This window comes from Arachnia propionica (assembly GCF_003932785.1).
Lineage (GTDB): Bacteria > Actinomycetota > Actinomycetes > Propionibacteriales > Propionibacteriaceae > Arachnia > Arachnia propionica_B.
The window spans coordinates 1-25647 of the sequence record NZ_RQYT01000007.1; the positions used below are offsets into that span (position 1 = coordinate 1).

The following is a 25647-nucleotide window of genomic DNA, read 5'->3' on the forward strand; positions in this document are numbered from 1 at the left end:
AACGCACGGTCCAGTGCGCTCTTCGTCGTCCGCCTTGCCATGAGGTCACCGTGACGATCCTCGTGACGACCCCCCTATCCGCGCACCCTCTAAACTTGGCGCATGGAACTCACTGGAGAACTCAAGGACGCCATCAACGCCCAGGTCACGCACGAGATCGCGGCATCCGTCGTCTACCGGCAGCTGTCGCTCGACATGGAGGCCCTGGACCTCCCGGGAATCGCAGGCTGGTTCAAGGCACAGGCCGAGGAGGAGCTCCTCCACTCGGACAAGTTCGCCGGACACATGCTCGACCGCGGCGCGGTCCCGCTCGTCGGCCAGATCGACGCCCAGCCCCAACACGTCGACAACGTGCTCTCCGCCTTCGAGGCTGCTCTCGCCCACGAGCAGAAGGTCTCGGAGCAGATTCGCTCCCTCTACCGGCTCGCCCAGTCCTCCGGGGACATCGACGCGATGCCGCTGCTCAGCTGGTTCGTCGAGGAGCAGGTCGAGGAGGAGGCGAGCGTCGGCGCCATCATCTCGCGCGTCAAGCTCATCGGCAACGACGGGATCGGCCTCCTCCGCCTGGACGAGGAGCTCGGCGCCCGCGACACCACGACCGACTGACCGACGTGTGGACGGGGGCCCGGGCCGTCAGCTGGCTGACCGTGCCCGGGGCTCCGCCCCGCTCTGCCCCTCCTGACCCAGCGACCGGGCGATGCGAGCTGCCGCCCATTTCAGGTCCGGGAGGAAATAAGGGCCGTCCGGCGCAAGGATGCGCGGCCCCCGAAGCCTGGGCACCAGGACCCCCAGGGCCACGGGAGGACACTCCCCCACGCTCGCGACGGGCACGGCGCAGCACCAGACCTTCGGATCCCGCTCCCCCTCCTCGATGGCCATGCCAGAGGTCCGCACGGCATCCGCGTCGGCGAGCATCCGTTCCAGGTGCCCCGATGTTCGGGCCGCATCCTTGGCCAACAGATGGGTCAGGCGCGCCCGCGGCAGCGCCGCCAGCGCCGCCCTCCCCAGAGCGCTGCCCATCGCCGGGAGCCTCGTCCCGACCTGGAGCCGCACCGCCCCCGGCGCAGGTCCGGGTTCCACCCCCGCGACGCAGAAGTCCCCGGAGTCGAGCAGGCCCCACACCGTGGTCTCCTTGATCCTGCCCCTCAGCCGGGACAGCACGGGCCCCGCGGCGGCGCTCAGGAGCCGGATGAGGTTGCGGGACCGGGACAGTCGCCACAGCGTCGGACCCACGCAGAAGGTCTCCGACCGGGTGTCCTGGACGACGAAGCCGTCCTCCTCCAGCGTCTTGAGGTACTTGAAGACGGTGCTGCGAGGCACGCCGGACAGGACGCTGATCTGCCCCAGCGTGAGATTCCCCTGGGCCTCACCGATGACGGAGAGCACCTTGAGGGCCCGATTCACGGGACCCACCCGATAAGGCGAAACCGACGGGTCCGCCACGTCCTTGGGGCAGGTCAACCCCGGGTCCTGATCTGCTGTCACGACTCGCTCCTCTACCCTTGACCATTCACGGATCCGAGCGTGTGCATCAGGGATCCCGCCCCCTGATGCGCAGCCAACCATGAGAGAACCTGACAGGACCAGCTAACTTTCGGCGAATGTTTCGCCGATCGAAACGACACGCCCGCCGTGGAGCCGCATCGCAATGTCCTGACCGGCGCCGCCGACATCTCGGGCGAGCGTCGAGGTACTCGCCGCACGTTGAACCGAACCTGCGAGACTGGACCGGTACAACCCGTCACGTACTTTCGGAGGAAGACATGTCGGAGTCCCCGGCCGCCGCGCTCATCGAGGAGTTGCGCCGCTTCCGGTTCACCGTCGCCACGGCTGAGAGCCTCACGGGAGGTTTGGTCAGTGGGACCCTGGCCAGTGTCAGCGGGGCCTCGACGGTGCTGCTGGGCGGGCTCGTCGCCTACAGCCCCGTGGTCAAGAAGCGCCTCCTCGGAGTGGATCCCGAGCTGTTGGAGACCCACGGCAGCGTGCACCCAGAGGTGGCGCGCCAGATGGCACGCGGCGCCATCCAACTGCTGTACTCGGACCTGGCGCTGGCCACGACAGGGGTCGCCGGCCCCGACCCCGTCGGCCCCCACCCTCCGGGAACCGGCTTCATCGCCCTGGCCCTCCCCTTCGGCGACACCCTGGTCCGCCCCTTCACCTTCACGGGATCACGCAACGAGATCCGCGCCAAGGTCGTTGACGAGATCCTCACCTGGGCCACCCAGGAGATCACACGCTAGAGGGCCCCGACAAAGACGAGTGGCCCGGCCCCCCAAGGGGGGCCGGGCCACTCGTTGCGACCTGGGTCAGATCACTTGGCGCGCTCGACGATCTCGACCAGACGCCAGCGCTTCTGCGCCGACAGCGGGCGGGTCTCCATGACGCGGACCCGGTCGCCGATACCAGCGGTGTTCTCCTCGTCGTGGGCCTTCACACGCGACGACTTGGTCATGACCTTGCCGTACAGCGGGTGCTTCACGCGATCCTCGACCAGGACGACGATGGTCTTGTCCATCTTGTCGCTGACGACGACGCCCTGCAGCACCTTGCGGCGGCCGCGCTGCTCAGTGTTGGTGTTCTCAGACATGCTCACTTCTCCTCGATCGTGGGCTCATCGACGATGCCGAGGTTGCGCTCCTGCAGCACGGTGTAGACGCGGGCGATGTCCTTGCGGACCTCGCGCAGACGGCCGTGGGACTCGAGCTGGCCGGTCGCGGCCTGGAAACGGAGCCCGAACAGCTCCTCCTTCAGCTCCAGGACCTTGGCGTTGAGCTGCTCACGGGAGAGGCCGCGCAGGTCATTGGCAGTCAGGGACTTGCTCATCAGATATCACCTGCTTCGCGCTTGATGAAACGGGCCTTGAAGGGCAGCTTGTGGATGGCGAGACGCATGGCCTCACGGGCCAGCTCCTCGTTCACACCCGACAGCTCGAACAGCACGCGGCCCGGCTTGACGTTGGCCACCCACCACTCGGGGGAACCCTTGCCGGAACCCATGCGGGTCTCGGCCGGCTTCTTGGTCAGGGGACGGTCCGGGTACACGTTGATCCAGACCTTACCGCCACGCTTGATGTGACGGGTCATGGCGATACGAGCGGCCTCGATCTGACGGTTGGTCAGGTAGGACGGCTCCAGGGCCTGGATGCCGTACTCACCGAAGGCGAGCTTCGTGCCGCCCTTGGCAGCCCCACTCCGCTTGGGGTGGTGCTGCTTGCGGAACTTGACGCGACGAGGGATCAGCATGGCTCACTCTCCTGCGTTCGAGGTTTCAGCCGCAGCCGGGGCCTGAGCCTGGGCTGCGTCGGCGCGACGACGACCGCCGCGCTCGGGACGATCACCGCGACCCTCGCCGCGGCCGGGACGACGACCCGGACGCTGACGACCGGACGGGGCGGCGTTGCGGGCGGCCTTCTGGGCGGCACGCTCGGCACGGGTGCCGGTCACGTCGCCCTTGTAGATCCACACCTTCACGCCGATGCGGCCGAACGTGGTGCGGGCCTCGTAGAAGCCGTAGTCGATGTCGGCGCGGAGGGTGTGCAGCGGCACCTGGCCGTCGCGGTAACCCTCGGAGCGGGACATCTCAGCACCGCCGAGACGGCCGGAGCACTTGATGCGGATACCCTTGGCGCCCGCACGCATGGCGGTCTGCTGGGCCTTGCGCATGGCGCGACGGAACGCGACACGCGCCCCGAGCTGCTCGGCGACACCCTGGGCGACCAGCTGGGCATCGATCTCGGGGTTCTTCACCTCGAGGATGTTCAGCTGAACCTGCTTGCCGGTGAGCTTCTCCAGCTCGGCACGGACCCGCTCCGCCTCGGCACCGTTGCGACCGATGACGATGCCCGGACGGGCAGCGTGCAGGAAGATGGTCACGCGGCCGGAGCGGCGCTCGATCTCGATGGACGAGATCCCGGCGCGCTCGAGCGACTTGGTGAGGAAGTTGCGGATCTTCACGTCCTCGGCCACGTACTCCGCGTAGTTCTTCTCCGCGTACCAGCGGGTCACGTGGTCGGTGGTGATGCCGAGACGGAAGCCGTTCGGGTTGATCTTCTGCCCCATGCTCAGGCCTCCTTCGACTCACGGGGTTCGACGACCACGGTGATGTGGGCGCCACGCTTCAGGATCCGGGAAGCGGAACCCTTGGCACGGGGACGGATGCGACGGAGGGTGACACCCTCGTCGACGAACGCCTTGGAGATGTACAGCTCGGAGCGGTCCAGGTCCTCGGTGTTCTCTGCGTTGGCGACGGCCGAGGCCACCACCTTGTACACGGGCTCGGAAGCCGCCTGCGGGGCGAACTTCAGGGCCGTCAGGGCCTCGGTGACGTCCATGCCGCGGACGAGGTCCACGACGCGACGCACCTTGGTCGGGCTCATCCGGACGTGACGCGCGATGGCGAAGGACCCCGGACGATCACCGAGCAGGGCCTCGCGACGGGCGCTGTTGCCGTTTTCGTTGCTCATCGTTTCGAATTCCTAATCTCGCGCCTCAGCGGCGACGGGCCTTCTTGTCTTCCTTCACGTGCCCCTTGAAGGTGCGCGTGGGGGCGAACTCGCCGAGCTTGTGACCGATCATGGCCTCGGTGACGAACACCGGGACGTGCTTGCGTCCGTCGTGCACGGCGATGGTGTGACCCAGCATGTCCGGCACGATCATGGAACGGCGGGACCAGGTCTTGATGACGTTCTTGGTGCCCTTCTCGTTCTGGGCGTCCACCTTCTTGATGAGGTGGTCGTCGACGAAGGGACCCTTCTTCAGGCTGCGTGGCATTTACTCAGGCCTTCCCTATCAGCGCTTCTTGCCGGTCTTGCGGCGACGCACGATGAGACGGCTGCTCGCCTTGTTCTTGTCGCGGGTGCGGCCCTCGGGCTTGCCCCACGGGGACACCGGGTGACGACCACCCGAGGTGCGACCCTCGCCACCACCGTGCGGGTGGTCGACGGGGTTCATGACGACGCCACGCACGGTCGGGCGGATGCCCTTCCAGCGGTTGCGGCCCGCCTTGCCCCAGTTGATGTTGGACTGCTCGGCGTTGCCGACGGTCCCGACGGTGGCGCGGCAGCGCACGTCCACCATGCGCATCTCGCCCGAGGGCATGCGCAGCGTGGCGTACTTGCCCTCACGGGCGACCAGCTGGATGGCGGCACCGGCGGAGCGGCCGAGCTTGGCCCCACCGCCGGGGCGCAGCTCGACGGCGTGCACCGTGGTACCGACCGGGATCTGACGCAGCTCCAGGTTGTTGCCCGGCTTGATGTCGGACCCGGCGCCGGAGACGACGACGGTGCCCTGGGTCAGGCCGTTGGGGGCGATGATGTAGCGCTTCTCACCGTCGGCGTAGTGGAGCAGCGCGATGCGGGCGGTGCGGTTGGGGTCGTACTCGATGTGAGCGACCTTGGCCGGCACGCCGTCCTTGTCGTAGCGACGGAAGTCGATGAGGCGGTAGGCCTGCTTGTGACCGCCGCCGATGTGACGGGTCGTGATACGGCCGGTGTTGTTGCGGCCACCGGTCTTCGGCTTCGGGACGAGCAGCGACTTCTCCGGGGTGGAGCGGGTCAGCTCGACGAAGTCGGAGACGCTGGCGCCACGACGGCCCGGCGTCGTCGGCTTGTACTTACGGATACCCATGACGAATCAGTCCTTCTCACTCGCCCTGGCCGGCGAAGATGTCGATGCGGTCACCCTCGGCGACGGTCACGATGGCGCGCTTGACGTCGACCTTCTTGCCGATGCCGAAGCGGGTGCGACGACGCTTGCCCTGGCGGTTCTGGGTGTTGACGGCGGTGACGCGAACATCAAAGATCTTCTCGATCGCGATCTTGATCTCGGTCTTGTTGGCGTCGGGGGCCACGATGAACGTGTACTTGTTCTCGTCGAGAAGGTTGTAGGACTTCTCCGAGACGACGGGACGCCAGATGATGTCGCGGTGGTCGCGGATCTTCAGCTCGCTCACTTCTTCTCCTTGCCTTCCATCACGTTCACGAAGCCGGCGGCCTCAGCGGCCTCGGCGGAGTTGAACCAGACCTCGGCGATGGTGCGGGAGTACCACGGCGACTCGGGGGTGTGGAACTTCATGGAGTCCTCGTTGCCCTTGATGTCGAACCCGGCCGGGGGCTCGGAGCCCCGGTAGGAGTCCTTGCCGTAGTCCTTGACCTCGGCCGCGGGGGCCTCCGCCTTCTCCTCGGCCTTGCCCGACTTCTTGACGGGGACGTCGGCGAGCTTCTTGGCCTTCGGCTCCTGCTTCGCGGTCTCGTCGGCGACCTCGGACTCGGTGGCGACGGCCTCGACACCGCGGTTGGTGAACGCGGCCAGCGCGGCGGAGGTGAACACGACGGAGTCGTTCACGAGGACGTCGTAGGTGTTGATCTGGTCAACGGCCAGCACGTGGATCGTCGGGACGTTGCGCAGGCTCAGCCAGGCGACCTCCTCGAAACGGTCCAGGACGACGAGGACCTTCTTCAGCTCACCGAGCTGCGCGAGCGTGGCCAGCGCCTGCTTGGTGGAGGGGGTCTCGCCGGAGACGATCTCCGAGACGACGAAGATCTGGCCGTCGCGGGCGCGGTCCGAGAGGGCGCCACGCAGGGCCGCGGCGATCATCTTCTTCGGCGTGCGCTGCGAGTAGTCGCGCGGCTGCGGCCCGTGGACGGTGCCACCGCCGGTCCAGATCGGGGAGCGACGCGAGCCGTGACGGGCGCGGCCGGTGCCCTTCTGGCGCCACGGCTTGCTGCCACCGCCGCGGACCTCGCCGCGGGTCTTGGTGGCGTGGGTGCCCTGGCGGGCCGCCGCGAGCTGCGCGACGACGACCTGGTGGATCAGGGGGACGTTGGTCTGGACGTCGAAGTACTCGCCGGGGAGCTCGGCCTTGCCGGCCTTCTTGCCCTTCGGGGAGTGGACGTCAACGGTGATGGAGCTCATGCCTGACCGCCCTTCTTGGCCGCGCTGCGCACGACGACGAGCGAGCCGTTGTTGCCGGGAATGGCGCCGCGCACGAGCAGCAGACCGCGCTCGGCGTCGACGGCGTGGATCTTGAGGTTCTGGACGGTCACCTTGGCGTTGCCCATGCGACCGGCCATGCGCAGGCCCTTGAAGACGCGACCGGGGGTGGCGCACCCACCGATGGAACCGGGGGCGCGGTGCTTGCGGTGCACACCGTGCGAGGCCTTGAGACCGCCGAAGCCGTGACGCTTCATAACACCGGCAGTGCCCTTGCCCTTGGTGGTGCCCGTCACGTCGACGAACTCCCCGCCCTCGAAGAGCTCCGCGGTCAGCTCCTGGCCGAGGGTGAACTCGGCGGCATTCGCGGTACGCAGCTCCATGAGGTGCTTGCGCGGGGTGACGTCGGCCTTGTCGAAGTGGCCCTGGGCCGGCTTGGTCACCTTGCGGGAGGCGATGGCACCGAAGCCGAGCTGGACGGCGTTGTAGCCGTCGGTCTCAGGGGTGCGGACCTGCGTGACGACGCAGGGACCGGCCTGAATCACGGTGACGGGGACGACCTTGTTGTTCTCGTCCCAGAGCTGGGTCATGCCGAGCTTGGTGCCCAGGATGCCCTTGACGATTCGTTCGCTGTTGCTCATCTCGGACCTCACGGAAGCTTGATTTCGATGTCGACACCGGCCGGGAGGTCGAGACGCATGAGCGAGTCGACAGTCTTCGGCGTGGGGTCGAGGATGTCGATCAGCCGCTTGTGCGTGCGCATCTCGAAGTGCTCACGGCTGTCCTTGTACTTGTGGGGCGAACGGATCACACAGAACACGTTCTTCTCGGTCGGCAGCGGCACGGGGCCCGCCACCTTGGCACCGGTGCGAGTCACGGTGTCGACGATCTTGCGCGCCGAGCTGTCGATGACCTCGTGGTCATACGCCCGCAACCGGATGCGGATCTTTTGTCCCGCCACAGTTCGTTCCTTCTACTCGTCCCTGATGGAGTTCTCATGAACTTGTGGGGCCGTGGCCCCGGCATTGCTCCGACCCCCGAGGTCGGGAGTGTCGCGCCCGAAGCCGCAAGGAAAGACCGCCTCCAGCCTGCTGGAGGTCACATCTCGCGCTTGGGCTACCTGCTCGACCTCGACGAGGAACGGTGGCGCCAGTTGGTCACCGGACACACCACTCCCCGCGGAGCAACTTGGACATTCTTGCATGCCCGACCAACGGGACCAAATCGTCGGCCCATCGGGAGGCGGCCAGACCATGCAACGCGAGTCGACGGGGCCCTGACGGCCACCAGGCCCAGCCGGAGACGCGCACGAACCGCCGTTTCACTTCCACGAGACCCGGGCGGGTTCAGGTGAAGCGGGACGGCGATTCGTGACCGAGGTGAGGCGTGAAGGGAGGGATCACTACTCGACGGCGTGGGTCACGCCGTCGGGGTGGACCACGGTGAACTCCCCCTCGGTGCCGCTGCGCCATGCGACGACCAGGCGTTCTCCCCAGATCGGGACCAGCTTCTCGACCAGGAGGTCGCACAGGGCCTCGTGGTCGTCGTCGGCCACCAGCAGCACCTCGATGAGCAACGGTTCGCGGCTTCGATGCATCATGTGCTCGATGGCACCCAGCTCCCGCACCGCATCGAGGGTCTCCTGACTGCCGAAGAAATGGACACGACCGTCCTCCTCGGTCCCGCAGATCCGGCTGATCTCCTCCGGGCTCGGAGCGGTGACCCGGGCGAGCACCTGGGTCACCCCAGCCTCCAGGCCGAGGAGTTCATTGATGCGGTGGTAGGCCTGGTGGGAGGCGACCGCCCACTCGAGCCGCCCGGAGGAACCGAGACGGATCACACTTCCCCCGTCGAAGTACCAGGACTCCTCCGGCGCGGGCAGGGGCAGGGCGAAGGGCTCGTAGTCCTCCCGGACGGTCGTCAGGACGTCGGGCCCGGCCTGTTCGACCTCGCCGCCCATGATGCTGAAGTACAGCAGTCCGAGCGGGCCCTGCAGCTCGCCCTGACACGCCCCCACCAGGGTCTCTGACATCAGCATGGCGGCCAGCCAGGTGCTGAGCGGGGCCTCGTTCCCGCCCAGTTGCAGCGTCGGGTCCTCCCCGGAGGGCGCGGTCAGGGACCACTCCCCCGCGGCAGCACGCCACACCTCGATCAGGCCGTCGCGCAGCTGGATGTCCTGCGGGGTCGCGGGGATGTCCCGCACTGCCTGCAGGCGGTGCCCCAGCAGCTCGAACCACTCCCTGAGAGCAGTCGGCAGGGGCAGCCCAAGACGCTCCTCGATCCGGGCGATCTCCTCGGGGGAACAGCCGTCGGCCGCCCCCAGGCCCTCCATGTGCCAGTCGATCACCCGCCCGGCCTGCTGCCATCGCGGGGTGTCGAGGAGTTCCTGCTGGCGCTCGGACATCGGCACGGATCGGCTCCTTCGTCATGGACTGCCCCAAGCGTAGCCGCTCAGCGTCGTCGCAGCCCCTGGAACTCGGCGCTGACCTGCCCGGATGCCGCCCCGGTCACGGTGACCGGGCAACCGGTGCCGCAGGTGCGACGGTCGATGACGCGGTGAGCGCTGGCCCTGCCGCGGGGATCAGCGACGACGGTGCGCACCACACGACCGGCCACCTCGACCCGGACCCGCTCGCCGGGCTGGAACCCACTCAGCTTGACGACCAGAACCGCACGGTGCGGCACCATGCTCGTCGACAGCTCGACCCTGGGCTGCGTCGGCATCGGCGCTGACGGCCTCGCCGTTTCGTTGCCGACGGCCGCATGCGCCGTCACGGGCAGGGCCAGCGCTGCGGCCGTCAGCACTGCCGCCACCGCACGGGCCAAGGTCAGCCTCACTGGATTCATGTCATTCTCCCCTTCGGGTCGGATCTCAAACGACTGGGGAGGGTAGTGGGACGAAAGTGCACTCACCCAGCCCACAAAGGGCCAGAAATGCGTCATCCTTTCGGCTTGTCATAAGGAGGGTGCGCGGACAGGGCGAATCCACTGCGGTCACCCCGGTGACCCCCTGGCAGCGTTGTCCTCCTCGAACGCACGATCCAGTGCGCTCCTCGTCGTCCGCCTTGCCAGGAAGCCACCGCGACAATCCTCGTCACGATCCCCCCATCCGCGCACCCTCCAGGCGGCGCGGACAGGCTGGCCGCGATGGCCTCCCCTGTCCGCGCACCTTCTCAGCCTCGCCGGTACTCGGCGGTGACCGGGCCGGAGATCTCCCCGGTGGCGGTCACGACGCAGGCGTCGCCGCAGCCGCGACGATCCACCACCAAACGGACGGTGGCGCGACCCACGGCGTCGACCGTGACCTCCTTGGCCCCACGGTCGCCCACCTGGACGGAGACGGACTCCTGCGCGGCGAAGTCGCTCAACTTCACGACGATGACCGTGCGGCGCGGGACGTTGGCCGTCGACAGCTCAATCCTGGGCTGAGGGCGCGGCAACTCGACCCGATCGCCCGTGAAGGTCAACGTCTGGATCGGCTGGGCCGCCTCACGATCCTGCGGCGCCGCAACCTTCCACGTCATCGTCGGGACGAACCAGCCACGCGCGATGTCCTCGGCCGTGATGGTGTAGGTGGGCGGCGTCTTGCCGGAGTTCCCGGTGAGGCCACAGCTGTAGTTGCCCCTCGGCTGGGTCGGGAGATTCACCCAACGACAGGCGGGGAACAAGTTCTCCCAACCATCCCCGACGGGGTAGGCGGTCACCGGCTGGTCGGCCCGATTGCTGACCCGCACCCAGAAGGCGACCTTGTCCCCCGCCCGGTACTGGGTCTGCGGCTCGGACCTCCGCGTGATCGTGACGTCGAGGAGCTGCCTCGTGATGGTCTCGCCCTCGCGCAACTCGATCGAGAGCGGCAGCTCCTTGGTGATGACCCGGCCGTCGACCGAGTAGGCCACCTCCAACTTCAGCTCCCCGGGGTCGGCGTCATCGGGCAGGGTCAGCGGCACGGCGATGGACGCGGTTGCACCGGCGTCGATGGCAGGCACGGCCACGGGGCCCGCGGCCAATCCACCCGGCCCAGCGAGGCTGAGTTCACCGGCGGGCAGCGCCTCGCCGACGGGATTCGAGATCGTGACCCGGACCTCGTTGGCCCCACGGTGGACGACGGTGTCGGAGGTGACGGTGATTCCGGTCGCGGCGAGCCACTTCCAGGAGAGCTTGCCGAACCAGATGGTGGGATGGGCGCGCTCATAGAGGATCCCCAGCGACCCGTCCGCCAGGATGGTCATGGTCGAGTACGACATGGCTCCCGGCTCGAAGACCTTGGAGTCACTCCAGGTCTGGCCGTCGTCGAAGGACACCCGGATCGTGCCGTTGGTACGGGAGGCTGCGGCCGAGTTGGAGAACAGGAGGATCTTCGCCTCGGCCGAGCCCTGCGGGGCGTTGGGGAAGGCACGGATGATCGAGGCGTTGTTCTGTGGATCCACGAGCGACCGGTCCGTGGTGCGCTCCGACCAGGTGGCGCCGCCGTCGGTGGAGCGTGCCACGTACCGGCCGCCGGTGCCATCCGACTTGCGGGAGTTGAGCATGACGGTGCCGTCGGACAGCTCGACCACCTTGTTCTCGTCCATGCCCGGGCCGACTGGAGCCCCGGCCTGCCAGGTGGCCCCGTGGTCGTCGGAGAACAGGGACACCGCCCAGTAGTCGTTGGAGACGGTGTTGTACACGGTGTACTGCTGGATCAGTCGGCCGGCGTGAAGGCCGTACTTCAGCTGGATACCCTCCCCCGACGCCGCGAACCGCCCGGTCCACACCTCGTGGGCGGGCGCCGGATTGAGGGCGTCGGTGACCTCGGTCGGCCCCTGCCACGTCTCGCCGTTGTCGTCCGAGTGGAAGTAGACGGCGTGCATGACGTGGCGGGGATCGGTCACCGCGCGATCACGCTGGGGCCACGCCCAGTCGTAGGACATGACGAAGAACGAGAAGATACGGCCGGTCTCACGGTCGACGACGAAACTCGGGTCGGAGAAGCCACGCTGGTCGGGGTTGGGATTGCCCTGGGCCATGACCTTGACGTCGCTCCACGTCACGCCGTTGTCCTTGGAGATGGTGTAGACGACGGAGTTCGGCTGCGGCGCATCGGCGCAGGTCCCGGGGCGGCCATCCCATGCGGCGATGACCCAACCGTTGTTGGCCGTGGTGAGTGCCGGGATCCGCGAACAGGTGAACCCGGCGGTGTCGCGGTCGGCCAGCTTCTGGGTGCTCCAATCGAGGTTCAGGTCCCGGTCCAGGTCGAAGGACTGCAGACCGGAACGTGTGCGCTCCTCGGCGCGTGCAGCCGTCATGCCCAGGAGCGTAACGGCGATGACTGTCACTATCGTCAACAACAGCCGTATGAGGGTTGGTCGACCCAAGAGGGTGCACGGATGGGACATGGGCTCTCCTTCAGGCTCCAGTGCTCAGACATCAGACGTCTGAGCACGCTACTCGCCCTTTGGAACCCCCGCCACCTAACCAAAGGCCAGACCTGGAGGGGGCGCGGAGAGAGGGATCGACACGGTGAGGTGGAGGACGAAGAGCGCACTGGCTCGTGGCAGTCGAGGAGGTCCGCGACCAAGGGGTCACCGGGGCCACCGCAGTGGATGCGCCCGTCCGCGCACCCTCTCACCCCTTCGGACGATCTTCAGGACTGGAGGAAGGTGAGGATCGCCCTGACCCTGCGATTCTCGTCGCCGGGCTCGAATCCCAGCTTCGCGAAGATGGACGACACGTGTTTGGCGACGGCCGCGCCGGACAGGAACAGCCGATCGGAGATCTGACCGTTGGAGAGCCCCTGGGCCATGAGTTCGAGCACCTCGAGTTCGCGCCGGGTGAGGTCCCCCAGCCCGGAGCGGGAGTTCTGCATCATGGCCCGCGCCACCTCCGGATCGATGACCACTCCCCCGGACGCGACCATCGTCAGTGCTCCGATGAAGTCCGCCACCTGGGCGATCCGGTCCTTCAGCAGGTAGCCCGACCCGCCCGAACCGGGCGGGGAGGGCAGGGCGAACAACTCCTGGGCGTGCAGCGCCGACACGTACTGGCTCACCACGAGCACCCCCACCCCGGGGTGGGCGGTCTTGATGCGGATCGCGGCGCTGAGACCGTCGTTGGTCATCGTCGGGGGCATCCGCACGTCGGTGATGACGACATCCGGCAGCTGGCCCGCCGCGGCAAGATCCGCGACGGTGGCCTCGAGGGCGTCCGCCCGCGACTCCTGCCCCACCACCTCATGGCCCTGCCGTTCCAGGAGACCGACGAGCCCCTCCCGCAGCAGCGCCGAGTCGTCGGCGACGAGAATGCTTGTCATTGCACCACCACTCCTGATTCTCCTCGTGCCAGCAGCAACGGGATGGAGGCGGCCACCTGGGTGGGCCCACCCTCCGGGGAGGACACGGTGAGGGTGCCACCGACGGCGGCCAGCCGCTCCCGCATCCCCACCAGGCCGTGTCCAGGAAGCAGCCTCGCACCCCCGGGTCCGGTGTCGACGACGGAGACGACGAGGTTCTCGTCCGCGGCGAGCAACACCGTGACGCTGGCGCCCGGCGCGTACTTGGCGGCGTTCCCGATGGCCTCGCACGCGAAGAAGTACCCGACGGCCAGCACCCCCTCGGTCATCTCCGGGAGCGGGTTGGGAGTGATCACCCTCACCGAGTTGGCCGCCGACACCGCGACCTCCTCGAGCGCAGCGGTGAGCCCCTGCTGCGCCAGTAGTTGCGGATGGATGCCGCGGATCGTGCGACGCAGCGCGTCGAGCCCGCCCTGGATGGCGGTGGCCGCATCGGCGAGGAGCTGTCGGGTGGCGGCATCCCCCTGGACGGCGGTGGAGAGTTGCGCCTCCCCGACCTTCATCGCCGCCGCGACGAGGTACTGCTGCGCCCCATCGTGGAGGTCGCGTTCGATCCGCCGTCGTTCCACCTCGTAGGCGTCGACGATGGCGCGCCGGGAGTCGGTGAGCTCGGCAATGCGCCGGGCCGTCACCGCCTCGTTGTTCTCCGCTGCTCGCCGTCGCCACCACACGGGGATGAATCTACCGTCAGAGGCGCGAGCCCGGTGGAGGGAGAAAGGTAGTGCTGGCACCACCCCACAACGGGAGTCCATGCTGTGGTGCATGAGGTCACGCGCGGCTGGAATGGAACCATGATGAACACCTCGACCCTCACGACTCACGACATCACCCGGAGCTACGGCTCCGTGAAGGCCCTCGCAGGGGTGTCGGTGACCATCCCGGCCGGCCAGTCCGTGGCGATCATGGGCCCCTCCGGCTCGGGCAAGTCCACTCTGTTGCACTGCCTGTCCGGGGTGCTCACGCCGGACAGCGGCTCGGTCATCTTCGACGGCCGGGAACTGAGCGGCCTCTCCGACACCGAACGCTCCCACCTGCGGCTGCGGGATTTCGGTTTCGTCTTCCAGGACGGGCAGCTCATCCCCGAGCTCACGGCCCGGGAGAACGTCGCCCTGCCGCTCATGCTCACCGGGACGAGGCGGGCGGTGGCTCTCCGGCGCGCCGATGACCTGCTGGAGCGGCTGGCCCTGCACCAGCTCCGCACCCGGCACCCGGCGGAGATGTCCGGCGGCCAGGCCCAGCGGGTCGCCGTCGCCAGGGCCCTGGCGGCCGAGCCGAAGGTCATCTTCGCGGATGAACCGAGCGGCGCGCTGGATCAGGCGACGGGTCACGAGATGATGCAGCTGCTGACGGCCACCGCGGCGCAGCTCGGCGCCTCGCTGGTCATCGTCACCCACGATCCCGGCGTGGCCAGGTGGTGTTCCCGGCTCGTCGAGATCCGCGACGGTCTCATCCACGCCGACCGGGCGCTGGATCTGGAGGTGTCGCGATGAGTGGCGTGACCGGTCTGGCTCCGCTGACCCTGCAGCTCACCCGGGGGAGGTTCGCCTCCCGGCAGGGCGAGACGCTGCTGTACTTCGTGTCGATCCTCGCCAGTGCCATCTCCGCGACGCTGGCCCTCACCGTCATCGGCGGCACCGTGATGCTGTACGGCCGCTGGCAGAGCCCGCCCGCACCGCTCGCGGAGGCGATCGCGGCCGAGCCCGCCATCGAATCGGTCGTCATGGTCTACTTCGTGCTGGGCGTTCTCGCCACTGCGCTGCTGGTCCCAGCGATGGTCTCGCTGTCCGCCTCCGCCGCGGTCCTGGGCGCGAGAGGCAGGGAGCAGCGCCTGTCCGCGCTCCGGCTGCTGGGGTTGAGCTCCGGTGACGTGACACGGATGTCGCTGTTGGACTCCCTCATCCAGGCGGCGATCGGCACGCTCCTCGGCGCCGTCATCCACCTGGTGACCGTGCCGCTGTGGGCGGGGATCGAGTTGGAGGGGGTGGCCCTCACCCGCACCGACCTGTACCTTCCCTGGTGGGCGGCACTGATCGTGTGTGGCGCCAACATCGGGATCGCATTGCTGTCATCGTGGTGGGGGCTGCGTCAGGTGCGCATCTCGCCGCTGGGCGTGGCCCGCCAGGCCCCGAAGCCCCGCGTCACGTGGTTCCGAGCCGTCGTCTTCGTGGTGATCCTGGCCGGCCACTTCTGGGTGCTCCAGAGCGTGAAGTTGGGACGGGACATCTGGGGCTACCTGGTGATGGCGGGGGTGGGCCTCATGCTGGTGGTCGCCATCAACGTCGTGGGACCGTGGTTGCTGCAGTGGTTCGCCAAGGGCTTCGCACGACTTCCCGGCGCCGCTCCCCTCATGGCCGCGCGCCGGATCCAGGCGGACCCCCGGGCGACGTGGCGTCAGGTCGGCGGGCTCGGTTTCCTGGCCTTCATCAGCGGTTTCATCGCCACGATGCCCATCGAGGTGAACATCGACGGCTCCGTGCAGGGCATGAGCTTCGCCGAGGCGACGCGTTGGGATCTGACGAAGGGCGTCATCGTGATGCTGGCGGCGGGCCTCATCCTCGCGGCGACGGCGGTGCTCATCTCCCAGGCCTCGGCCGTGTTCGAGCGGGGCGAACTGACGCGCTCCCTGCGTCGCCTCGGCACCCCTGACTCCTTCCACACCAAGGTCATGTGGTGGCAGAACCTGGCCCCGCTGGTGCTCATCCTCGGCCAGGGTTACGTGCTGGGTGCGGGGATGGCGTGGCCGATGCTTCAGGTGGCGGCCCGGCTCGGCCTCACCCCACAACTCGCGGGCACCTACGTGGTGATCGGGGTGCTGCTCGGCGGGTTCCTGCTGACGGCCCTGGGCCTGATCGCGGTCCAACCACTGCAACGCCAGGTCCTGGCCACGCAGCGCCGTCGCAACGACTGACCGCCATCTTCTCCAGGTGGGTTCCCGCACGCGGGAACCCACCTCGTCAAGATTGTTGAGCAGTTTCGCTCCTCCATTGCCCTACCCAGCCCGGACAGCCATTCTGTTGTCATGGATTCGTGGACTTGGGAACCAGGGTTGTGTCTCCATTGTTTCAGAGCCGTCGACACTGACAACAATGTCGCGAAAGGAATGTACTGCAGCAGAGTCTGCCAAGACCAAGCAGAGAAGGTCCGCTATGTCAGACGCACGATCCGGGACGGCCGCCTTGCAGACCCTTGGGTGGCCACGACGCTGTGCACCAATCACATCCCCTTCCTCGCTCTTGACCTAGGGTACGTCCGACCACCTGTGACAGGACCTCTCCGCGCAGAGGTTCTTGGCCGCAACGAAGGACTGTGCGCCGAGTGTCTAGCGGCACCGGCAACTGAGGTGGACCACATCTCAGGTGGCTCGAACGACCCTGACAACCTCCGTGGACTCTGCCATCCATGCCACGAGGCCAAGCCCAGAGGCGCAATCCCCTCTGATTTGACCCGGGACGGTGAGGGAACAATCGACAGGAGCGAGGCAAGCCGGGAGTTGGCACATTGTTGGCAGGCGGTCCTGAGCACGGGAACTCCCCTTGGCCCAACGCCGGACTGGGAAGAGTTACGGCAACTTGCTCAGAGATACGAAAAGACTCGGTTCGGCTGGCTGTCACTCCAGATGCTCGCCGATTCCCCAGTCTCCCCAGGACACAACGATGAGAACTGGCAAAAAACTTGGCCAAAATACAGAAAGCTTGCTAAGGAGTACTTGGCTTCCAGAAGAACAATGCCCCAGACCACTCCGACGAAGCCCCCTCGCACACGCGTGAGCTCTCAATTCGATTGGCTGTACAAACGGGAGAAGCCGTGGCTGCGCATCGCTCGCGCATGCGGCTTTCCCTCTCAACACCAGAGATCCAGCTGGTACCGCCCCGACCACTGGGGTGATCCTCCCTAGCCACGGACACTCCCTGTTACGCGCCGGGGAGAATCAGCCATTCGAACCAAAGATTTCGCTCACAAGCGCTCTACCGGTCTCAACTTGGGCGGGAGGGAATCCAGATCCCACTCCTTCCCCGGCCGAGCCCGACCGCGAGCGTCAACGAGCCGTCTGTGTCGATACCTCTGGCACACGGCGCTGGGACTCAGGTCGGGCGGGAACCCCACGGAGGTCTCGACACGGGTCCTCCACAGGCTCCGGGCCCGGCTCGACCAACGGCGAGAAGTGCGGCACGCCTGCCGTCATGCACAACCACCTCATCCCGTGCACAGTGGCTTCTTCATCTCGTTCGAAGGTCAAGCAGGTGGGAAAGACCGCCACCGTCGAACCGACGGCAACGAATGCCACGGTTCCAGATCACAGATCGCGACGCCCGAAGGGGCCACCCCCTCTCCGGGAGGACACCGTCCCGGCGATGAGGACGATCAGGACGAACAGGACCGTCAGCAGCATGAACGACCCGAAGCCCGGCTGGGCCAGGGTCAGGGGAACACACAGGACCAGCGCCGAACCAGCCAACGCACACTCCAGGATCAAGCGCGGCAGGCTCACCCGAACCAGGGGCGCCTTCATCCTGACCTCCTCACCACATCGTGACACACCGAATGGTCCGCAACGGGATCCTCAGGGAACACTTCCACAAACCGGTGCAATGACATGACACTACGCAGCCACGGCGACGCCACGAAGTCGGCTCTTCAGCGGACCAGCCGGGACGTTCCTGCCCTCGATCAATTCAGCGGCTGCCGCCGATCCACATAGGCCTCGATGGCGCGGGCGATCCAAGCGGGCAGACCCGGGTCCACCGCCCCCGTGATGCCACACTGCAACGGATCCGTTTCGAGGAGCGCACCCAGGCGTCGATAGGAGGCCAGGTCGGCGGACCAGTACCTGGTCGTCAGATCATGATGCTGTCTCACGAGCGCACGAACCGGCGCGGAATCGGGAGGAAGCCCTTGGGTCATGAGGTCCGCGAATCGGGTCAGCAGCTGGCGCATGACCGCGGTGGTGTGCGCGACGTCGGCATCGGTGAGTGGGCCCAAGGGGTCATTCCGCAGGGCGGCACCGGCCTCCGGCCCGTACCTCTGCTCCAGGCGCTGGGCGAAGGCCTCCTTCTCCTGCTCGAACCGGGCCCGGCCCGGGACCTCGGATCCCACCCGATCCAGTTCGTCGATCAGCCCAGCGATCGACTCGATGAGTGAGTCGAGGCGGTCACGTTCGGCCCGAAGCCCCACCAGGTGTCGACGCAGCGCCTCCAGTTCGGACTCCTCATCGGCGACGATCTCAGCAATCGCCTCCAGCCCCAGCCCGGCGCGACGGAGGGCGACGATGCGCTGAAGGCGCGGCAGGGAGCGCCTGTCGTACCAGCGGTACCCGTTGCCACTCACCCTCGTGGGCCGGAAGAGACCGAGCTTGTCATAGTGACGGAGCATCCGAGCCGAGACCCCAGCCCGCTCCGCCACCTCACTGATCGACAACTCCACCATCGTTCTCCCCTGCTTGACCTTGACATCGTGTCAATTCCTAGCCTTCACGGTATGCGCGATCCAGACATGACTGTTCCACACCTTGATGTTCACCGACCCGACGGCGAGCTCGTCGGCCGCGTGAGGCCCGACGGGGTTGATCGCTGGCAGCCGTGCACCGTCTTCGGCACACCGATCGGGCCCGCGTCCTCCCGGGAGGACGCCGAGGAGTTGCTCCGTCGCGTGGGACTCGGGTACCTGGCGGAACGCTGGTCCCTCATCCAGGGAGACGATGCCATCTCGGTGCAGATCGTCGAGGCGAGTCCAGCGAGCGTCACCATTCGCTTCGTCGACCACGGTCATCCCGACCGCTACGGCCAGCTCCGGGTGCTACCGGCCCCCGTCGGTGACGTGCTGCGCATGCGCTGACTCAGAGCGTGGCGCGCAGCGCCTTCAGCCGGGCCAGGGTCATGTCGCGACCGAGGATCTCCATCGACTCGAACAACGGGGGCGAGACCTTCGCCCCGGTGAGTCCCACCCGGAGCGGCCCGAAGGCGAACTTCGGCTTGATGCCCATGTCGTCGACGAGCTTCGCCCTCAGCCCCGCCTGGATCGACTCCGCGTCGAACGGGACCGTCTCCAGCACGGCGATCCCGGCGTCGAGGACCTCGGCCGCGTTGTCAGGCAGCGAGGCACGAGCATCGTCGGCGACCTCGACCCCGTCAGTGAAGAGGAACTGCAGCTTCGGCAGGGCGTCCCCCAGCAGCACCATGCGCTCGCTGACCAGCGGTACCGCCTGATGCAGCACGTCGCGGTCGATGCTGCCGTCCCACTCCCCCCGCTCGGTGTGGAAGGCGACGATCCGGTCTGTCAGTTCCGCCGCGTCCAGGCTGCGGATGTAGTGGCCGTTCAACCAGTCCAGCTTCTTCACGTCGAAGATCGGGCCGGTCGTGGCGACCTTGTCCCACGAGAACCCGGCGACGAACTCCTCGAAGGTCGCCACCTCCACCCCGTCCTCGGCGGGCGGGTAGCCGAGCAGCTGCAGGAAGTTGCGCACCGCCTCGGGCAGGTATCCCTGCTCCCGGAACCACAGCAGCCGCGCCGCCGGGTTGCGACGCTTGGAGATCTTCGACCGATCCGGGTTCCGCAGCAGCGGCATGTGCGCGTACTGCGGCTCGGGGAAGCCCAGCCACCGGTACAGCAGCAGGTGCTTCGGCGTGGAGCTGATCCACTCCTCGCCCCGCACCACCGTCGTGATCCCCATGAGGTGGTCGTCGACGACAACCGCCAGGTGGTAGGTCGGGAATCCGTCGGCCTTGAGTATGACCTGATCGTCCGGGAAGGGGGCCTTCACCTCGCCACGGATGACGTCGGTGAACATCAGGGGGGCGTCATCAGGGACGAGCATACGAACCACCGGGGTCTCCGAGAAGCCGGGCAGCTGGGCCCGCTCCTCACGCGTCTTGCCCAGGCACAGTCGGTCGTAACCGGTCTTCGCCGACTTGTTCGTCTCCTGCTCCTTGCGCAGCTGGCCGAGCCGCTCCGAGGAGCACCAGCAGTGGTAGGCGTGCCCGTCGGCGATGAGCTGCTCGACGAAGGGACGGTAGGTCTCGAGCCGCTCTGACTGCCGGTAGGGCCCGTGCTCGCCGCCGATGCCCGGCCCCTCGTCGGGCGCGAGCCCCAGCCAGGCGAGCGACTCGTGGATCTGCTGCTCGCTGCCCGCCACGAGGCGGTTCTGGTCCGTGTCCTCGATGCGCAGCACGAACGCGCCCCCGGTCCGGGCGGCCCAGGCCTTGTCGAACAGGGCCATGAAGGCGGTACCGACGTGCGGGTCCCCCGTCGGTGAGGGGGCGACACGGGTGCGGGCAGGATGAAGAGCAGTCATAGTGGTCCAACATTACGAGATCACACCCCCCGCTGTCCTCGTCGTTCGCCCAAGGCGCGCACCTCGTGGCAAGCTTTCCCGGTGACCTCACCGAAGCCCTCCCCCCAGCCGGGAAACACCCCGTCGCCCCTCAGCCGGTCGCTGAGCCGCTGGCTCGACGAGGCGATCCAGGTACCGGGCACCAAGTTCCGTTTCGGCTTCGACCCCATCCTGTCACTGTTCCCCGTCGTCGGCAGCGCGGTCCCCGCGGTGTTGGGCTCCACCATCCTGTTCGACGCCATCCGGCTGCGCGCGCCCCTGCCCGTGCTGGCCCGCATGGTGTTCAACTACGGCATCGACTGGATCATCGGCTCGATCCCGCTCATCGGCAACGTCTTCGACTTCGCGTGGCGGTCCAACACGAGGAACGTCAAGCTCCTCGAACGCACCATCGCCGATCGGGAACAGGTCCGCAAGGCGACGGTGAAGTACTGGATCACCGCGGTCGCCCTGGTGGTGGGCAGCCTCGTCGGGTTGCTGGTGCTGTCCATCACGGTCGTGGTCTGGCTCATCACCTGGCTGCTGGGCCGCTGACGTCCCGCCCCGACGGCGGAGGTGATAGCTTCGCTCCCATGAGCGAATCGGTCGTCCCCAACAACTTCATCACCGAGGCGATCCGCCGCGACAACGAGGCGGGCACCTACGGCGGCAGGGTCCAGACCCGATTCCCACCCGAACCCAACGGCTACCTCCACATCGGGCACGCCAAGGCCATCGTCGTCGACTTCGGCACCGCCGAGGACTTCGACGGCACCTGCATGCTGCGCCTCGACGACACGAACCCGGAGACCGAGGAGGAGGAGTACGTCTCCTCCATCATCGACGACATCCGGTGGCTCGGCTACGAACCCGCCGACGTCCGGCACGCCTCCGACTACTTCGAGCAGCTGCACGACTGGGCCGTCGAGCTGATCCGCAAAGGACTGGCCTACGTCGATGACCAGGACGGCGAGGCCATCTCCGCCACCCGCGGCTCCTTCGGTGTCCCCGGCACCAACTCCCCCTTCCGGGACCGCAGCGTCGAGGAGAACCTCGACCTGTTCGCGCGGATGCGCGCCGGGGAGTTCCCCGACGGCTCGCGGGTGCTGCGCGCGAAGATCGACATGGCCCACGAGAACATGCAGCTGCGCGACCCGGTGATGTACCGCATCCGCACCATCGCGCACCACCGCACGGGCGACCAGTGGTGCATCTACCCGACCTACGACTGGGCGCACGGCCAGTCCGACGCGCACGAGGGCGTCACCCACTCGATCTGCACCCTGGAGTTCGAGTCGCACCGCCCCCTCTACGACTGGTTCCTCAGCCACCTCGACCTGCCCAGCGCACCGCCCCGCCAGTACGAGTTCGCCCGCCTGGAGCTCACCCACACGGTGACGTCGAAGCGTCGCCTCAAGAAGCTCGTCGCCGACGGCGTCGTCGACGGCTGGGACGACCCCCGAATGCCCACGATCAGAGGACTGCGGCGTCGCGGCTACCCCGCGGCCGCCCTGAGGGCCTTCTGCCGCGAGGTCGGCACCACGCGCACGAACTCCCGCAAGGCGATCGAGGAGTTGGAGAGCTACGTCCGGCGGGAACTGAACACGACGGCACAGCGGCGCATGGCGGTGCTGCGCCCGCTCAAGGTGGTGCTCGACGACTGGCCCACCGACGAGGACGGCCGTGCCGTCGTCGAGTGGTTCGACGTGGTCAACAATCCGGAGAACGAGGCCGACGGCACCCGCCGGGTCCCCTTCACCGGTGAGCTGTGGATCGAGCAGGACGACTTCCGCGAGGTTCCTCCGCCGAAGTACTTCCGACTCTCTCCCGGGCGTGAGGTTCGACTCAGGGGCGCCTACTTGGTGACGGCCCGGGAGGTCGTCAAGGACGCCGAAGGCAACGTCGTCGAGGTCCGGTGCAGCTACGACCCGGACTCCCGGGGCGGCACCCCCGCCGACGGCCGCAAGGTGAAGTCGACGATGCACTGGGTCTCGGCCCCACACGCCCTCGACTCCACGGTGGCGCTGTACGACCGGCTGTTCACGGCCGAGGCACCCGGGGAACGCACGGGCGAACCCCTCGACGACCTCAACCCGAACTCCCGGGAACTCCTCACCGACGCCAAGGTGGAGCCCGCCCTCGGTGATGCCCGCCCCGGCGAGGTGGTCCAGTTCGAGCGGCTCGGCTACTTCGCCGTCGACGAACGCGCCCCGATGACGTTCCACCGCACCGTCGGTCTCAAGGACGAGTGGGCCAGCATCCAGAAGCGAAGCTGACCCCTCCACTCTCACCGGGAATCACCGGGCGGGTCCGTGACGCCGCAGGGTTGCCGGTGGGGCTACGGTTGTTCTCATGTGGCCCCACGATGACTCCCCCGCCGAGGTTGCCCTCGACCTGCTCACCATCGTCGGACACGCCGTCGCCGGCTTCCTCATCGGCGCCGTGGCCTCGATCCTCATCTCCCTCATCATGGCGCGGGTCGTTCGGCGCAACAAGAAGCTGAGTTACCTCAGCAGGAACCTCAAGAACCCTCAGCGTCTCCTCCTGCTGCTGCTCGGGACGGGCATCGGGGTGGCCGTTGCCACCGGTCCGCTGCCCTTCCAGCCCTCACCGGCCTGGCGACCCTACTTCATGCACGGCTTCCTCATCACGATCATCCTGGCCGCCGCATACGTCATCAGCGGCATCATCGGCACGATCCGCGACGCCGTGATCGCCAGGAACACCGACGCCATCGAGACACCCCACTTCCGCCGGGTCCGCACGCAGATGCAGGTCATCTCCCGCGTGACGGTGGGAGTGGTGTGGCTGGGGGCACTCGCCGCCTCCCTCCTGACCTTCGACCAGTTCAGGGCGATCGGCGCCTCCGTGCTGGCCTCCGCCGGTGTGTTGTCCCTGGTGGTCGGCCTGGCGGCACAGTCCTCCCTGACGAATGTCTTCGCCGGTGTCCAGCTCGCCCTCACCAATGCGCTGCGGGTCGGTGACATCGTCGTCGCCGACGGCAACCAGGGCGTCGTCGAGGAGATCACCCTCACCTACGTCGTCATCAAGAGCTGGGATGCGCGGCGCTGGATCCTGCCGTCCACCCTGTTCACGACCCAGACCTTCGAGAACTGGACGCGTCTGGAACCGAAGCTCCTCGGCATCGTCGAGTTCGACCTCGACTGGCTCATCCCGGTCGAGGCGATGCGGATCGAGTTGAAACGGATTCTCCAGAACAATCCGTTGTGGGACGGTCGGGAGGCCGCACTCGAGGTCACCAACGCCACTGGTGGCACGGTGAGGGTCCGCGGCGTGGTCTCCGCCAGGAGTGCGTCCCAACTGTGGGATCTGCGTTGCCGGGTCCGCGAGGAACTCATCCACTGGCTGCAGACGAAGGCCGTCTACGCCCTGCCGAGGACCCGCCTGGAGCCGGAAACCACTACGGCACCCTCCCCCAGCGCCCGCCGCGACTTCGTCGCGCAGGTCAAGGCCGACTGGGAGGCCGAGCAGGCCGATCTCACCGCGACCCAGGTCCTGCCGCCCGTCGAGGAGGTCGCCAGCCAGTCCCAGGAGGAGGAGACCGGGCGACACAGCTGGCTCAAGGCCCTCAAGCGCAGCCTCAGCTGAACCGCGCGGAGAGCCCCTCCTCCTCGCCCGCCCCTGTCGTTTCGGTGTCTCAGGAGAGGGCAGGCGAATGCCGGAGGGGCCCACACCTTGCGGTGCAGGCCCCTCCGGCAGATTGCGACTCGGCGTCAGATCACTTGAGGATCTTGACGACCTTGCCGGCGCCGACGGTGCGGCCGCCCTCACGGATGGCGAACTTGAGGTTCTCCTCCATGGCGATGGGCTTGTTGAGGTGAACGGTCATCTCGGTGTTGTCACCGGGCATGACCATGTCGGTGCCCTCCGGCAGCTGAACCACACCGGTGACGTCGGTGGTGCGGAAGTAGAACTGCGGGGAGTAGTTCGAGAAGAACGGCTTGTGACGGCCACCCTCCTCCTTGTTGAGCACGTAGACCGTGGCCTCGAAGTCGGTGTGCGGGGTGGTGGAACCGGGCTTGATCACGACCATGCCGCGCTCCACGTCCTCCTTCTTGGTGCCACGGAGCAGCAGGCCGACGTTCTCGCCAGCGCGACCCTCGTCGAGGATCTTGCGGAACATCTCGACACCGGTGACGGTGGTGGTCTGCTTCTCGTCGCGGATACCGACGATGTCGACGGTGTCGCCGGTCTTGACGATGCCGCGCTCGATACGACCGGTGATGACGGTGCCACGACCAGTGATCGTGAAGACGTCCTCAACGGGCATCAGGAACGGCTTGTCGGTGTCACGCTCCGGCTGCGGGATGTACTCGTCCACAGCGTCCATGAGCTCGAGGATGGAGTTGGCCCACTTCTCGTCGCCGTTGAGCGCCGGGAAAGCGGCGATGCGGACGATCGGCAGGTTGTCGCCGTCGAACTCCTGGGCGGAGAGGATCTCACGGAGCTCCATCTCGACGAGGTCGATCAGGTCGGCATCCTCATCGGCGATCATGTCGCACTTGTTGAGGGCGACGACGATGGCCGGCACGCCAACCTGGCGGGCGAGGAGGATGTGCTCGTGGGTCTGCGCCATCGGGCCGTCGGTGGCGGCCACGACGAGGATCGCGCCGTCCATCTGGGCAGCGCCGGTGATCATGTTCTTCACGTAGTCGGCGTGACCGGGGCAGTCGACGTGGGCGTAGTGACGCTTCTCGGTCTGGTACTCGACGTGCGCGATGGAGATGGTGATACCGCGCTGACGCTCCTCAGGAGCCTTGTCGATGCTGTCGAACGGCGACAGCTCGTTCAGCTCCGGGTACTTGTCGTGGAGCACCTTGGTGATCGCCGCGGTCAGAGTGGTCTTGCCGTGGTCGACGTGTCCAATGGTGCCGATGTTGCAGTGCGGCTTAGTCCGCTCAAACTTGGCCTTTGCCACGTAGGGCTCCTTCTGGGTCTCACCACGCACCATGCGTGGCTTGTTTCTGGTGCACCCCTGCGCAGTGGTTCACCAGGGGTCCGACGCTCAGGAGTTTTTCCCGGGCGCATTCCCGAGTAATGCTATCGGGCAGGGGGTGGAAGTC

General features: G+C 67.4%; 30 protein-coding genes. 9 read left to right on the forward strand and 21 right to left on the reverse strand.

What is annotated here, in order from left to right; genetic code table 11:
• Positions 1 to 102 precede the first annotated feature (102 nt).
• The gene (locus EII35_RS04775; RefSeq protein ID WP_125227329.1) at positions 103 to 606 is read left to right on the forward strand and encodes a ferritin; all 504 of its coding nucleotides are present in this window, start codon (positions 103 to 105) and stop codon (positions 604 to 606) included.
• A gap of 27 nt (positions 607 to 633) precedes the next feature.
• On the opposite strand, the gene EII35_RS04780 is transcribed toward EII35_RS04775, so the two are convergent.
• Positions 634 to 1485, reverse strand: a complete 852-nt coding sequence (locus EII35_RS04780) for an IclR family transcriptional regulator (protein WP_185744172.1) — start codon at positions 1483 to 1485, stop codon at positions 634 to 636.
• Positions 1486 to 1763: 278 nt separating this feature from the next.
• Here EII35_RS04780 and EII35_RS04785 point away from each other — a divergent pair, with 278 nt between their 5' ends.
• The gene (locus EII35_RS04785; protein ID WP_125227331.1) at positions 1764 to 2240 is read left to right on the forward strand and encodes a CinA family protein; all 477 of its coding nucleotides are present in this window, start codon (positions 1764 to 1766) and stop codon (positions 2238 to 2240) included.
• 71 nt (positions 2241 to 2311) lie between these two features.
• Here the strand turns inward: EII35_RS04785 and rpsQ are convergent, their stop codons facing one another.
• The 16 genes from rpsQ to EII35_RS04865 all read right to left on the reverse strand — a co-directional run bounded on the left by rpsQ (position 2312) and on the right by EII35_RS04865 (position 13928).
• Entirely contained in the window at positions 2312 to 2587 is a 276-nt protein-coding gene (gene rpsQ, locus EII35_RS04790; protein ID WP_125227332.1) for a 30S ribosomal protein S17, read from the reverse strand.
• A 2-nt stretch (positions 2588 to 2589) separates the two neighbouring features.
• Positions 2590 to 2823, reverse strand: coding sequence for a 50S ribosomal protein L29 (gene rpmC / locus EII35_RS04795; RefSeq protein WP_125227333.1), 234 nt, complete (start codon positions 2821 to 2823; stop codon positions 2590 to 2592).
• Entirely contained in the window at positions 2823 to 3242 is a 420-nt protein-coding gene (gene rplP, locus EII35_RS04800) for a 50S ribosomal protein L16 (protein ID WP_125227334.1), read from the reverse strand. The genes rpmC and rplP overlap by 1 nt, the downstream gene beginning before the upstream one ends.
• A gap of 3 nt (positions 3243 to 3245) precedes the next feature.
• Positions 3246 to 4058, reverse strand: a complete 813-nt coding sequence (gene rpsC, locus EII35_RS04805; RefSeq protein ID WP_125227335.1) for a 30S ribosomal protein S3 — start codon at positions 4056 to 4058, stop codon at positions 3246 to 3248.
• Positions 4059 to 4060: 2 nt separating this feature from the next.
• Positions 4061 to 4462, reverse strand: a complete 402-nt coding sequence (gene rplV / locus EII35_RS04810; RefSeq protein WP_125227336.1) for a 50S ribosomal protein L22 — start codon at positions 4460 to 4462, stop codon at positions 4061 to 4063.
• Positions 4463 to 4487: 25 nt separating this feature from the next.
• On the reverse strand, positions 4488 to 4769 hold the full coding sequence (gene rpsS, locus EII35_RS04815) for a 30S ribosomal protein S19 (RefSeq protein WP_125227337.1): 282 nt from the start codon (positions 4767 to 4769) through the stop codon (positions 4488 to 4490).
• Between the two features lie 18 nt (positions 4770 to 4787).
• The gene (rplB, locus tag EII35_RS04820; protein WP_125227338.1) at positions 4788 to 5624 is read right to left on the reverse strand and encodes a 50S ribosomal protein L2; all 837 of its coding nucleotides are present in this window, start codon (positions 5622 to 5624) and stop codon (positions 4788 to 4790) included.
• A gap of 16 nt (positions 5625 to 5640) precedes the next feature.
• Entirely contained in the window at positions 5641 to 5949 is a 309-nt protein-coding gene (rplW, locus tag EII35_RS04825; RefSeq protein WP_185744173.1) for a 50S ribosomal protein L23, read from the reverse strand.
• Positions 5946 to 6911 carry a 50S ribosomal protein L4, sunset domain variant gene (rplD, locus tag EII35_RS04830; RefSeq protein ID WP_125227339.1) on the reverse strand — a complete coding sequence of 322 codons (966 nt, stop codon included), beginning with the start codon at positions 6909 to 6911 and terminating at the stop codon, positions 5946 to 5948. Before rplD ends, rplW begins: the two co-directional genes overlap by 4 nt.
• Positions 6908 to 7570, reverse strand: a complete 663-nt coding sequence (gene rplC / locus EII35_RS04835; RefSeq protein ID WP_125227340.1) for a 50S ribosomal protein L3 — start codon at positions 7568 to 7570, stop codon at positions 6908 to 6910. Before rplC ends, rplD begins: the two co-directional genes overlap by 4 nt.
• An 8-nt stretch (positions 7571 to 7578) precedes the next feature.
• Positions 7579 to 7890 carry a 30S ribosomal protein S10 gene (gene rpsJ, locus EII35_RS04840; protein ID WP_015071250.1) on the reverse strand — a complete coding sequence of 104 codons (312 nt, stop codon included), beginning with the start codon at positions 7888 to 7890 and terminating at the stop codon, positions 7579 to 7581.
• A gap of 441 nt (positions 7891 to 8331) precedes the next feature.
• Positions 8332 to 9339: an SMI1/KNR4 family protein gene (locus EII35_RS04845; protein WP_125227341.1), complete on the reverse strand. Its 1008-nt coding sequence runs from the start codon at positions 9337 to 9339 to the stop codon at positions 8332 to 8334.
• Between the two features lie 41 nt (positions 9340 to 9380).
• Complete coding sequence (locus EII35_RS04850) at positions 9381 to 9776, reverse strand: hypothetical protein (RefSeq protein ID WP_125227342.1); 396 nt, start codon at positions 9774 to 9776, stop codon at positions 9381 to 9383.
• A gap of 326 nt (positions 9777 to 10102) precedes the next feature.
• A complete protein-coding gene (locus EII35_RS04855) occupies positions 10103 to 12214 on the reverse strand; it encodes an exo-alpha-sialidase (protein WP_185744175.1) in 2112 nt (703 codons plus the stop codon).
• Positions 12215 to 12552: 338 nt separating this feature from the next.
• Positions 12553 to 13218, reverse strand: coding sequence for a response regulator transcription factor (locus EII35_RS04860; RefSeq protein WP_125227344.1), 666 nt, complete (start codon positions 13216 to 13218; stop codon positions 12553 to 12555).
• Entirely contained in the window at positions 13215 to 13928 is a 714-nt protein-coding gene (locus EII35_RS04865; RefSeq protein WP_260465014.1) for a sensor histidine kinase, read from the reverse strand. The genes EII35_RS04860 and EII35_RS04865 overlap by 4 nt, the downstream gene beginning before the upstream one ends.
• 120 nt (positions 13929 to 14048) lie before the next feature.
• Here EII35_RS04865 and EII35_RS04870 point away from each other — a divergent pair, with 120 nt between their 5' ends.
• The 3 genes from EII35_RS04870 (at position 14049) to EII35_RS16690 (ending at position 17152) form a co-directional block, all read left to right on the forward strand.
• Positions 14049 to 14747, forward strand: coding sequence for an ABC transporter ATP-binding protein (locus EII35_RS04870; RefSeq protein ID WP_395858225.1), 699 nt, complete (start codon positions 14049 to 14051; stop codon positions 14745 to 14747).
• Complete coding sequence (locus EII35_RS04875) at positions 14744 to 16165, forward strand: FtsX-like permease family protein (protein WP_125227346.1); 1422 nt, start codon at positions 14744 to 14746, stop codon at positions 16163 to 16165. The genes EII35_RS04870 and EII35_RS04875 overlap by 4 nt, the downstream gene beginning before the upstream one ends.
• Before the next feature lie 192 nt (positions 16166 to 16357).
• Complete coding sequence (locus tag EII35_RS16690) at positions 16358 to 17152, forward strand: HNH endonuclease (protein WP_395858227.1); 795 nt, start codon at positions 16358 to 16360, stop codon at positions 17150 to 17152.
• A 399-nt stretch (positions 17153 to 17551) separates the two neighbouring features.
• Here the strand turns inward: EII35_RS16690 and EII35_RS04885 are convergent, their stop codons facing one another.
• Positions 17552 to 17767 (reverse strand): hypothetical protein, encoded by a 216-nt coding sequence (locus EII35_RS04885; protein WP_125227347.1) that lies wholly within the window; start codon positions 17765 to 17767, stop codon positions 17552 to 17554.
• A gap of 158 nt (positions 17768 to 17925) precedes the next feature.
• Complete coding sequence (locus EII35_RS04890) at positions 17926 to 18681, reverse strand: MerR family transcriptional regulator (RefSeq protein ID WP_125227348.1); 756 nt, start codon at positions 18679 to 18681, stop codon at positions 17926 to 17928.
• A gap of 66 nt (positions 18682 to 18747) precedes the next feature.
• Between EII35_RS04890 and EII35_RS04895 the strand changes: the two genes are divergently transcribed.
• Positions 18748 to 19089: a hypothetical protein gene (locus tag EII35_RS04895; protein WP_125227349.1), complete on the forward strand. Its 342-nt coding sequence runs from the start codon at positions 18748 to 18750 to the stop codon at positions 19087 to 19089.
• A 1-nt stretch (position 19090) separates the two neighbouring features.
• Here the strand turns inward: EII35_RS04895 and gltX are convergent, their stop codons facing one another.
• Complete coding sequence (gene gltX / locus EII35_RS04900; RefSeq protein ID WP_125227350.1) at positions 19091 to 20545, reverse strand: glutamate--tRNA ligase; 1455 nt, start codon at positions 20543 to 20545, stop codon at positions 19091 to 19093.
• An 81-nt stretch (positions 20546 to 20626) separates the two neighbouring features.
• Between gltX and EII35_RS04905 the strand changes: the two genes are divergently transcribed.
• The 3 genes from EII35_RS04905 (at position 20627) to EII35_RS04915 (ending at position 24172) form a co-directional block, all read left to right on the forward strand.
• Positions 20627 to 21118, forward strand: coding sequence for a DUF4112 domain-containing protein (locus EII35_RS04905; protein ID WP_185744176.1), 492 nt, complete (start codon positions 20627 to 20629; stop codon positions 21116 to 21118).
• Positions 21119 to 21156: 38 nt separating this feature from the next.
• Positions 21157 to 22839: a glutamine--tRNA ligase/YqeY domain fusion protein gene (locus EII35_RS04910; protein WP_125227352.1), complete on the forward strand. Its 1683-nt coding sequence runs from the start codon at positions 21157 to 21159 to the stop codon at positions 22837 to 22839.
• Between the two features lie 76 nt (positions 22840 to 22915).
• Positions 22916 to 24172, forward strand: coding sequence for a mechanosensitive ion channel family protein (locus EII35_RS04915; RefSeq protein WP_125227353.1), 1257 nt, complete (start codon positions 22916 to 22918; stop codon positions 24170 to 24172).
• A 130-nt stretch (positions 24173 to 24302) separates the two neighbouring features.
• Here EII35_RS04915 and tuf read toward each other — a convergent pair whose 3' ends face one another.
• A complete protein-coding gene (gene tuf, locus EII35_RS04920) occupies positions 24303 to 25502 on the reverse strand; it encodes an elongation factor Tu (protein WP_125227354.1) in 1200 nt (399 codons plus the stop codon).
• Between the last annotated feature and the right edge of the window lie 145 nt (positions 25503 to 25647).

Excerpts from the sequence above, each read along its gene's own strand:
- EII35_RS04775 (WP_125227329.1), top strand. The coding sequence starts at position 103 with ATGGAACTCACTGGAGAACTCAAGGACGCCATCAACGCCCAGGTCACG.
- EII35_RS04785 (WP_125227331.1), top strand. The coding sequence starts at position 1,764 with ATGTCGGAGTCCCCGGCCGCCGCGCTCATCGAGGAGTTGCGCCGCTTC.
- rpsQ (WP_125227332.1), bottom strand. The coding sequence starts at position 2,587 with ATGTCTGAGAACACCAACACTGAGCAGCGCGGCCGCCGCAAGGTGCTG.
- rpmC (WP_125227333.1), bottom strand. The coding sequence starts at position 2,823 with ATGAGCAAGTCCCTGACTGCCAATGACCTGCGCGGCCTCTCCCGTGAG.
- rplP (WP_125227334.1), bottom strand. The coding sequence starts at position 3,242 with ATGCTGATCCCTCGTCGCGTCAAGTTCCGCAAGCAGCACCACCCCAAG.
- rpsC (WP_125227335.1), bottom strand. The coding sequence starts at position 4,058 with ATGGGGCAGAAGATCAACCCGAACGGCTTCCGTCTCGGCATCACCACC.
- rplV (WP_125227336.1), bottom strand. The coding sequence starts at position 4,462 with ATGAGCAACGAAAACGGCAACAGCGCCCGTCGCGAGGCCCTGCTCGGT.
- rpsS (WP_125227337.1), bottom strand. The coding sequence starts at position 4,769 with ATGCCACGCAGCCTGAAGAAGGGTCCCTTCGTCGACGACCACCTCATC.
- rplB (WP_125227338.1), bottom strand. The coding sequence starts at position 5,624 with ATGGGTATCCGTAAGTACAAGCCGACGACGCCGGGCCGTCGTGGCGCC.
- rplD (WP_125227339.1), bottom strand. The coding sequence starts at position 6,911 with ATGAGCTCCATCACCGTTGACGTCCACTCCCCGAAGGGCAAGAAGGCC.
- rplC (WP_125227340.1), bottom strand. The coding sequence starts at position 7,570 with ATGAGCAACAGCGAACGAATCGTCAAGGGCATCCTGGGCACCAAGCTC.
- EII35_RS04850 (WP_125227342.1), bottom strand. The coding sequence starts at position 9,776 with ATGAATCCAGTGAGGCTGACCTTGGCCCGTGCGGTGGCGGCAGTGCTG.
- EII35_RS04855 (WP_185744175.1), bottom strand. The coding sequence starts at position 12,214 with ATGACGGCTGCACGCGCCGAGGAGCGCACACGTTCCGGTCTGCAGTCC.
- EII35_RS04860 (WP_125227344.1), bottom strand. The coding sequence starts at position 13,218 with ATGACAAGCATTCTCGTCGCCGACGACTCGGCGCTGCTGCGGGAGGGG.
- EII35_RS04870 (WP_395858225.1), top strand. The coding sequence starts at position 14,049 with ATGATGAACACCTCGACCCTCACGACTCACGACATCACCCGGAGCTAC.
- EII35_RS04875 (WP_125227346.1), top strand. The coding sequence starts at position 14,744 with ATGAGTGGCGTGACCGGTCTGGCTCCGCTGACCCTGCAGCTCACCCGG.
- EII35_RS16690 (WP_395858227.1), top strand. The coding sequence starts at position 16,358 with ATGTACTGCAGCAGAGTCTGCCAAGACCAAGCAGAGAAGGTCCGCTAT.
- EII35_RS04885 (WP_125227347.1), bottom strand. The coding sequence starts at position 17,767 with ATGAAGGCGCCCCTGGTTCGGGTGAGCCTGCCGCGCTTGATCCTGGAG.
- EII35_RS04890 (WP_125227348.1), bottom strand. The coding sequence starts at position 18,681 with ATGGTGGAGTTGTCGATCAGTGAGGTGGCGGAGCGGGCTGGGGTCTCG.
- EII35_RS04895 (WP_125227349.1), top strand. The coding sequence starts at position 18,748 with ATGACTGTTCCACACCTTGATGTTCACCGACCCGACGGCGAGCTCGTC.
- gltX (WP_125227350.1), bottom strand. The coding sequence starts at position 20,545 with ATGACTGCTCTTCATCCTGCCCGCACCCGTGTCGCCCCCTCACCGACG.
- EII35_RS04910 (WP_125227352.1), top strand. The coding sequence starts at position 21,157 with ATGAGCGAATCGGTCGTCCCCAACAACTTCATCACCGAGGCGATCCGC.
- EII35_RS04915 (WP_125227353.1), top strand. The coding sequence starts at position 22,916 with ATGTGGCCCCACGATGACTCCCCCGCCGAGGTTGCCCTCGACCTGCTC.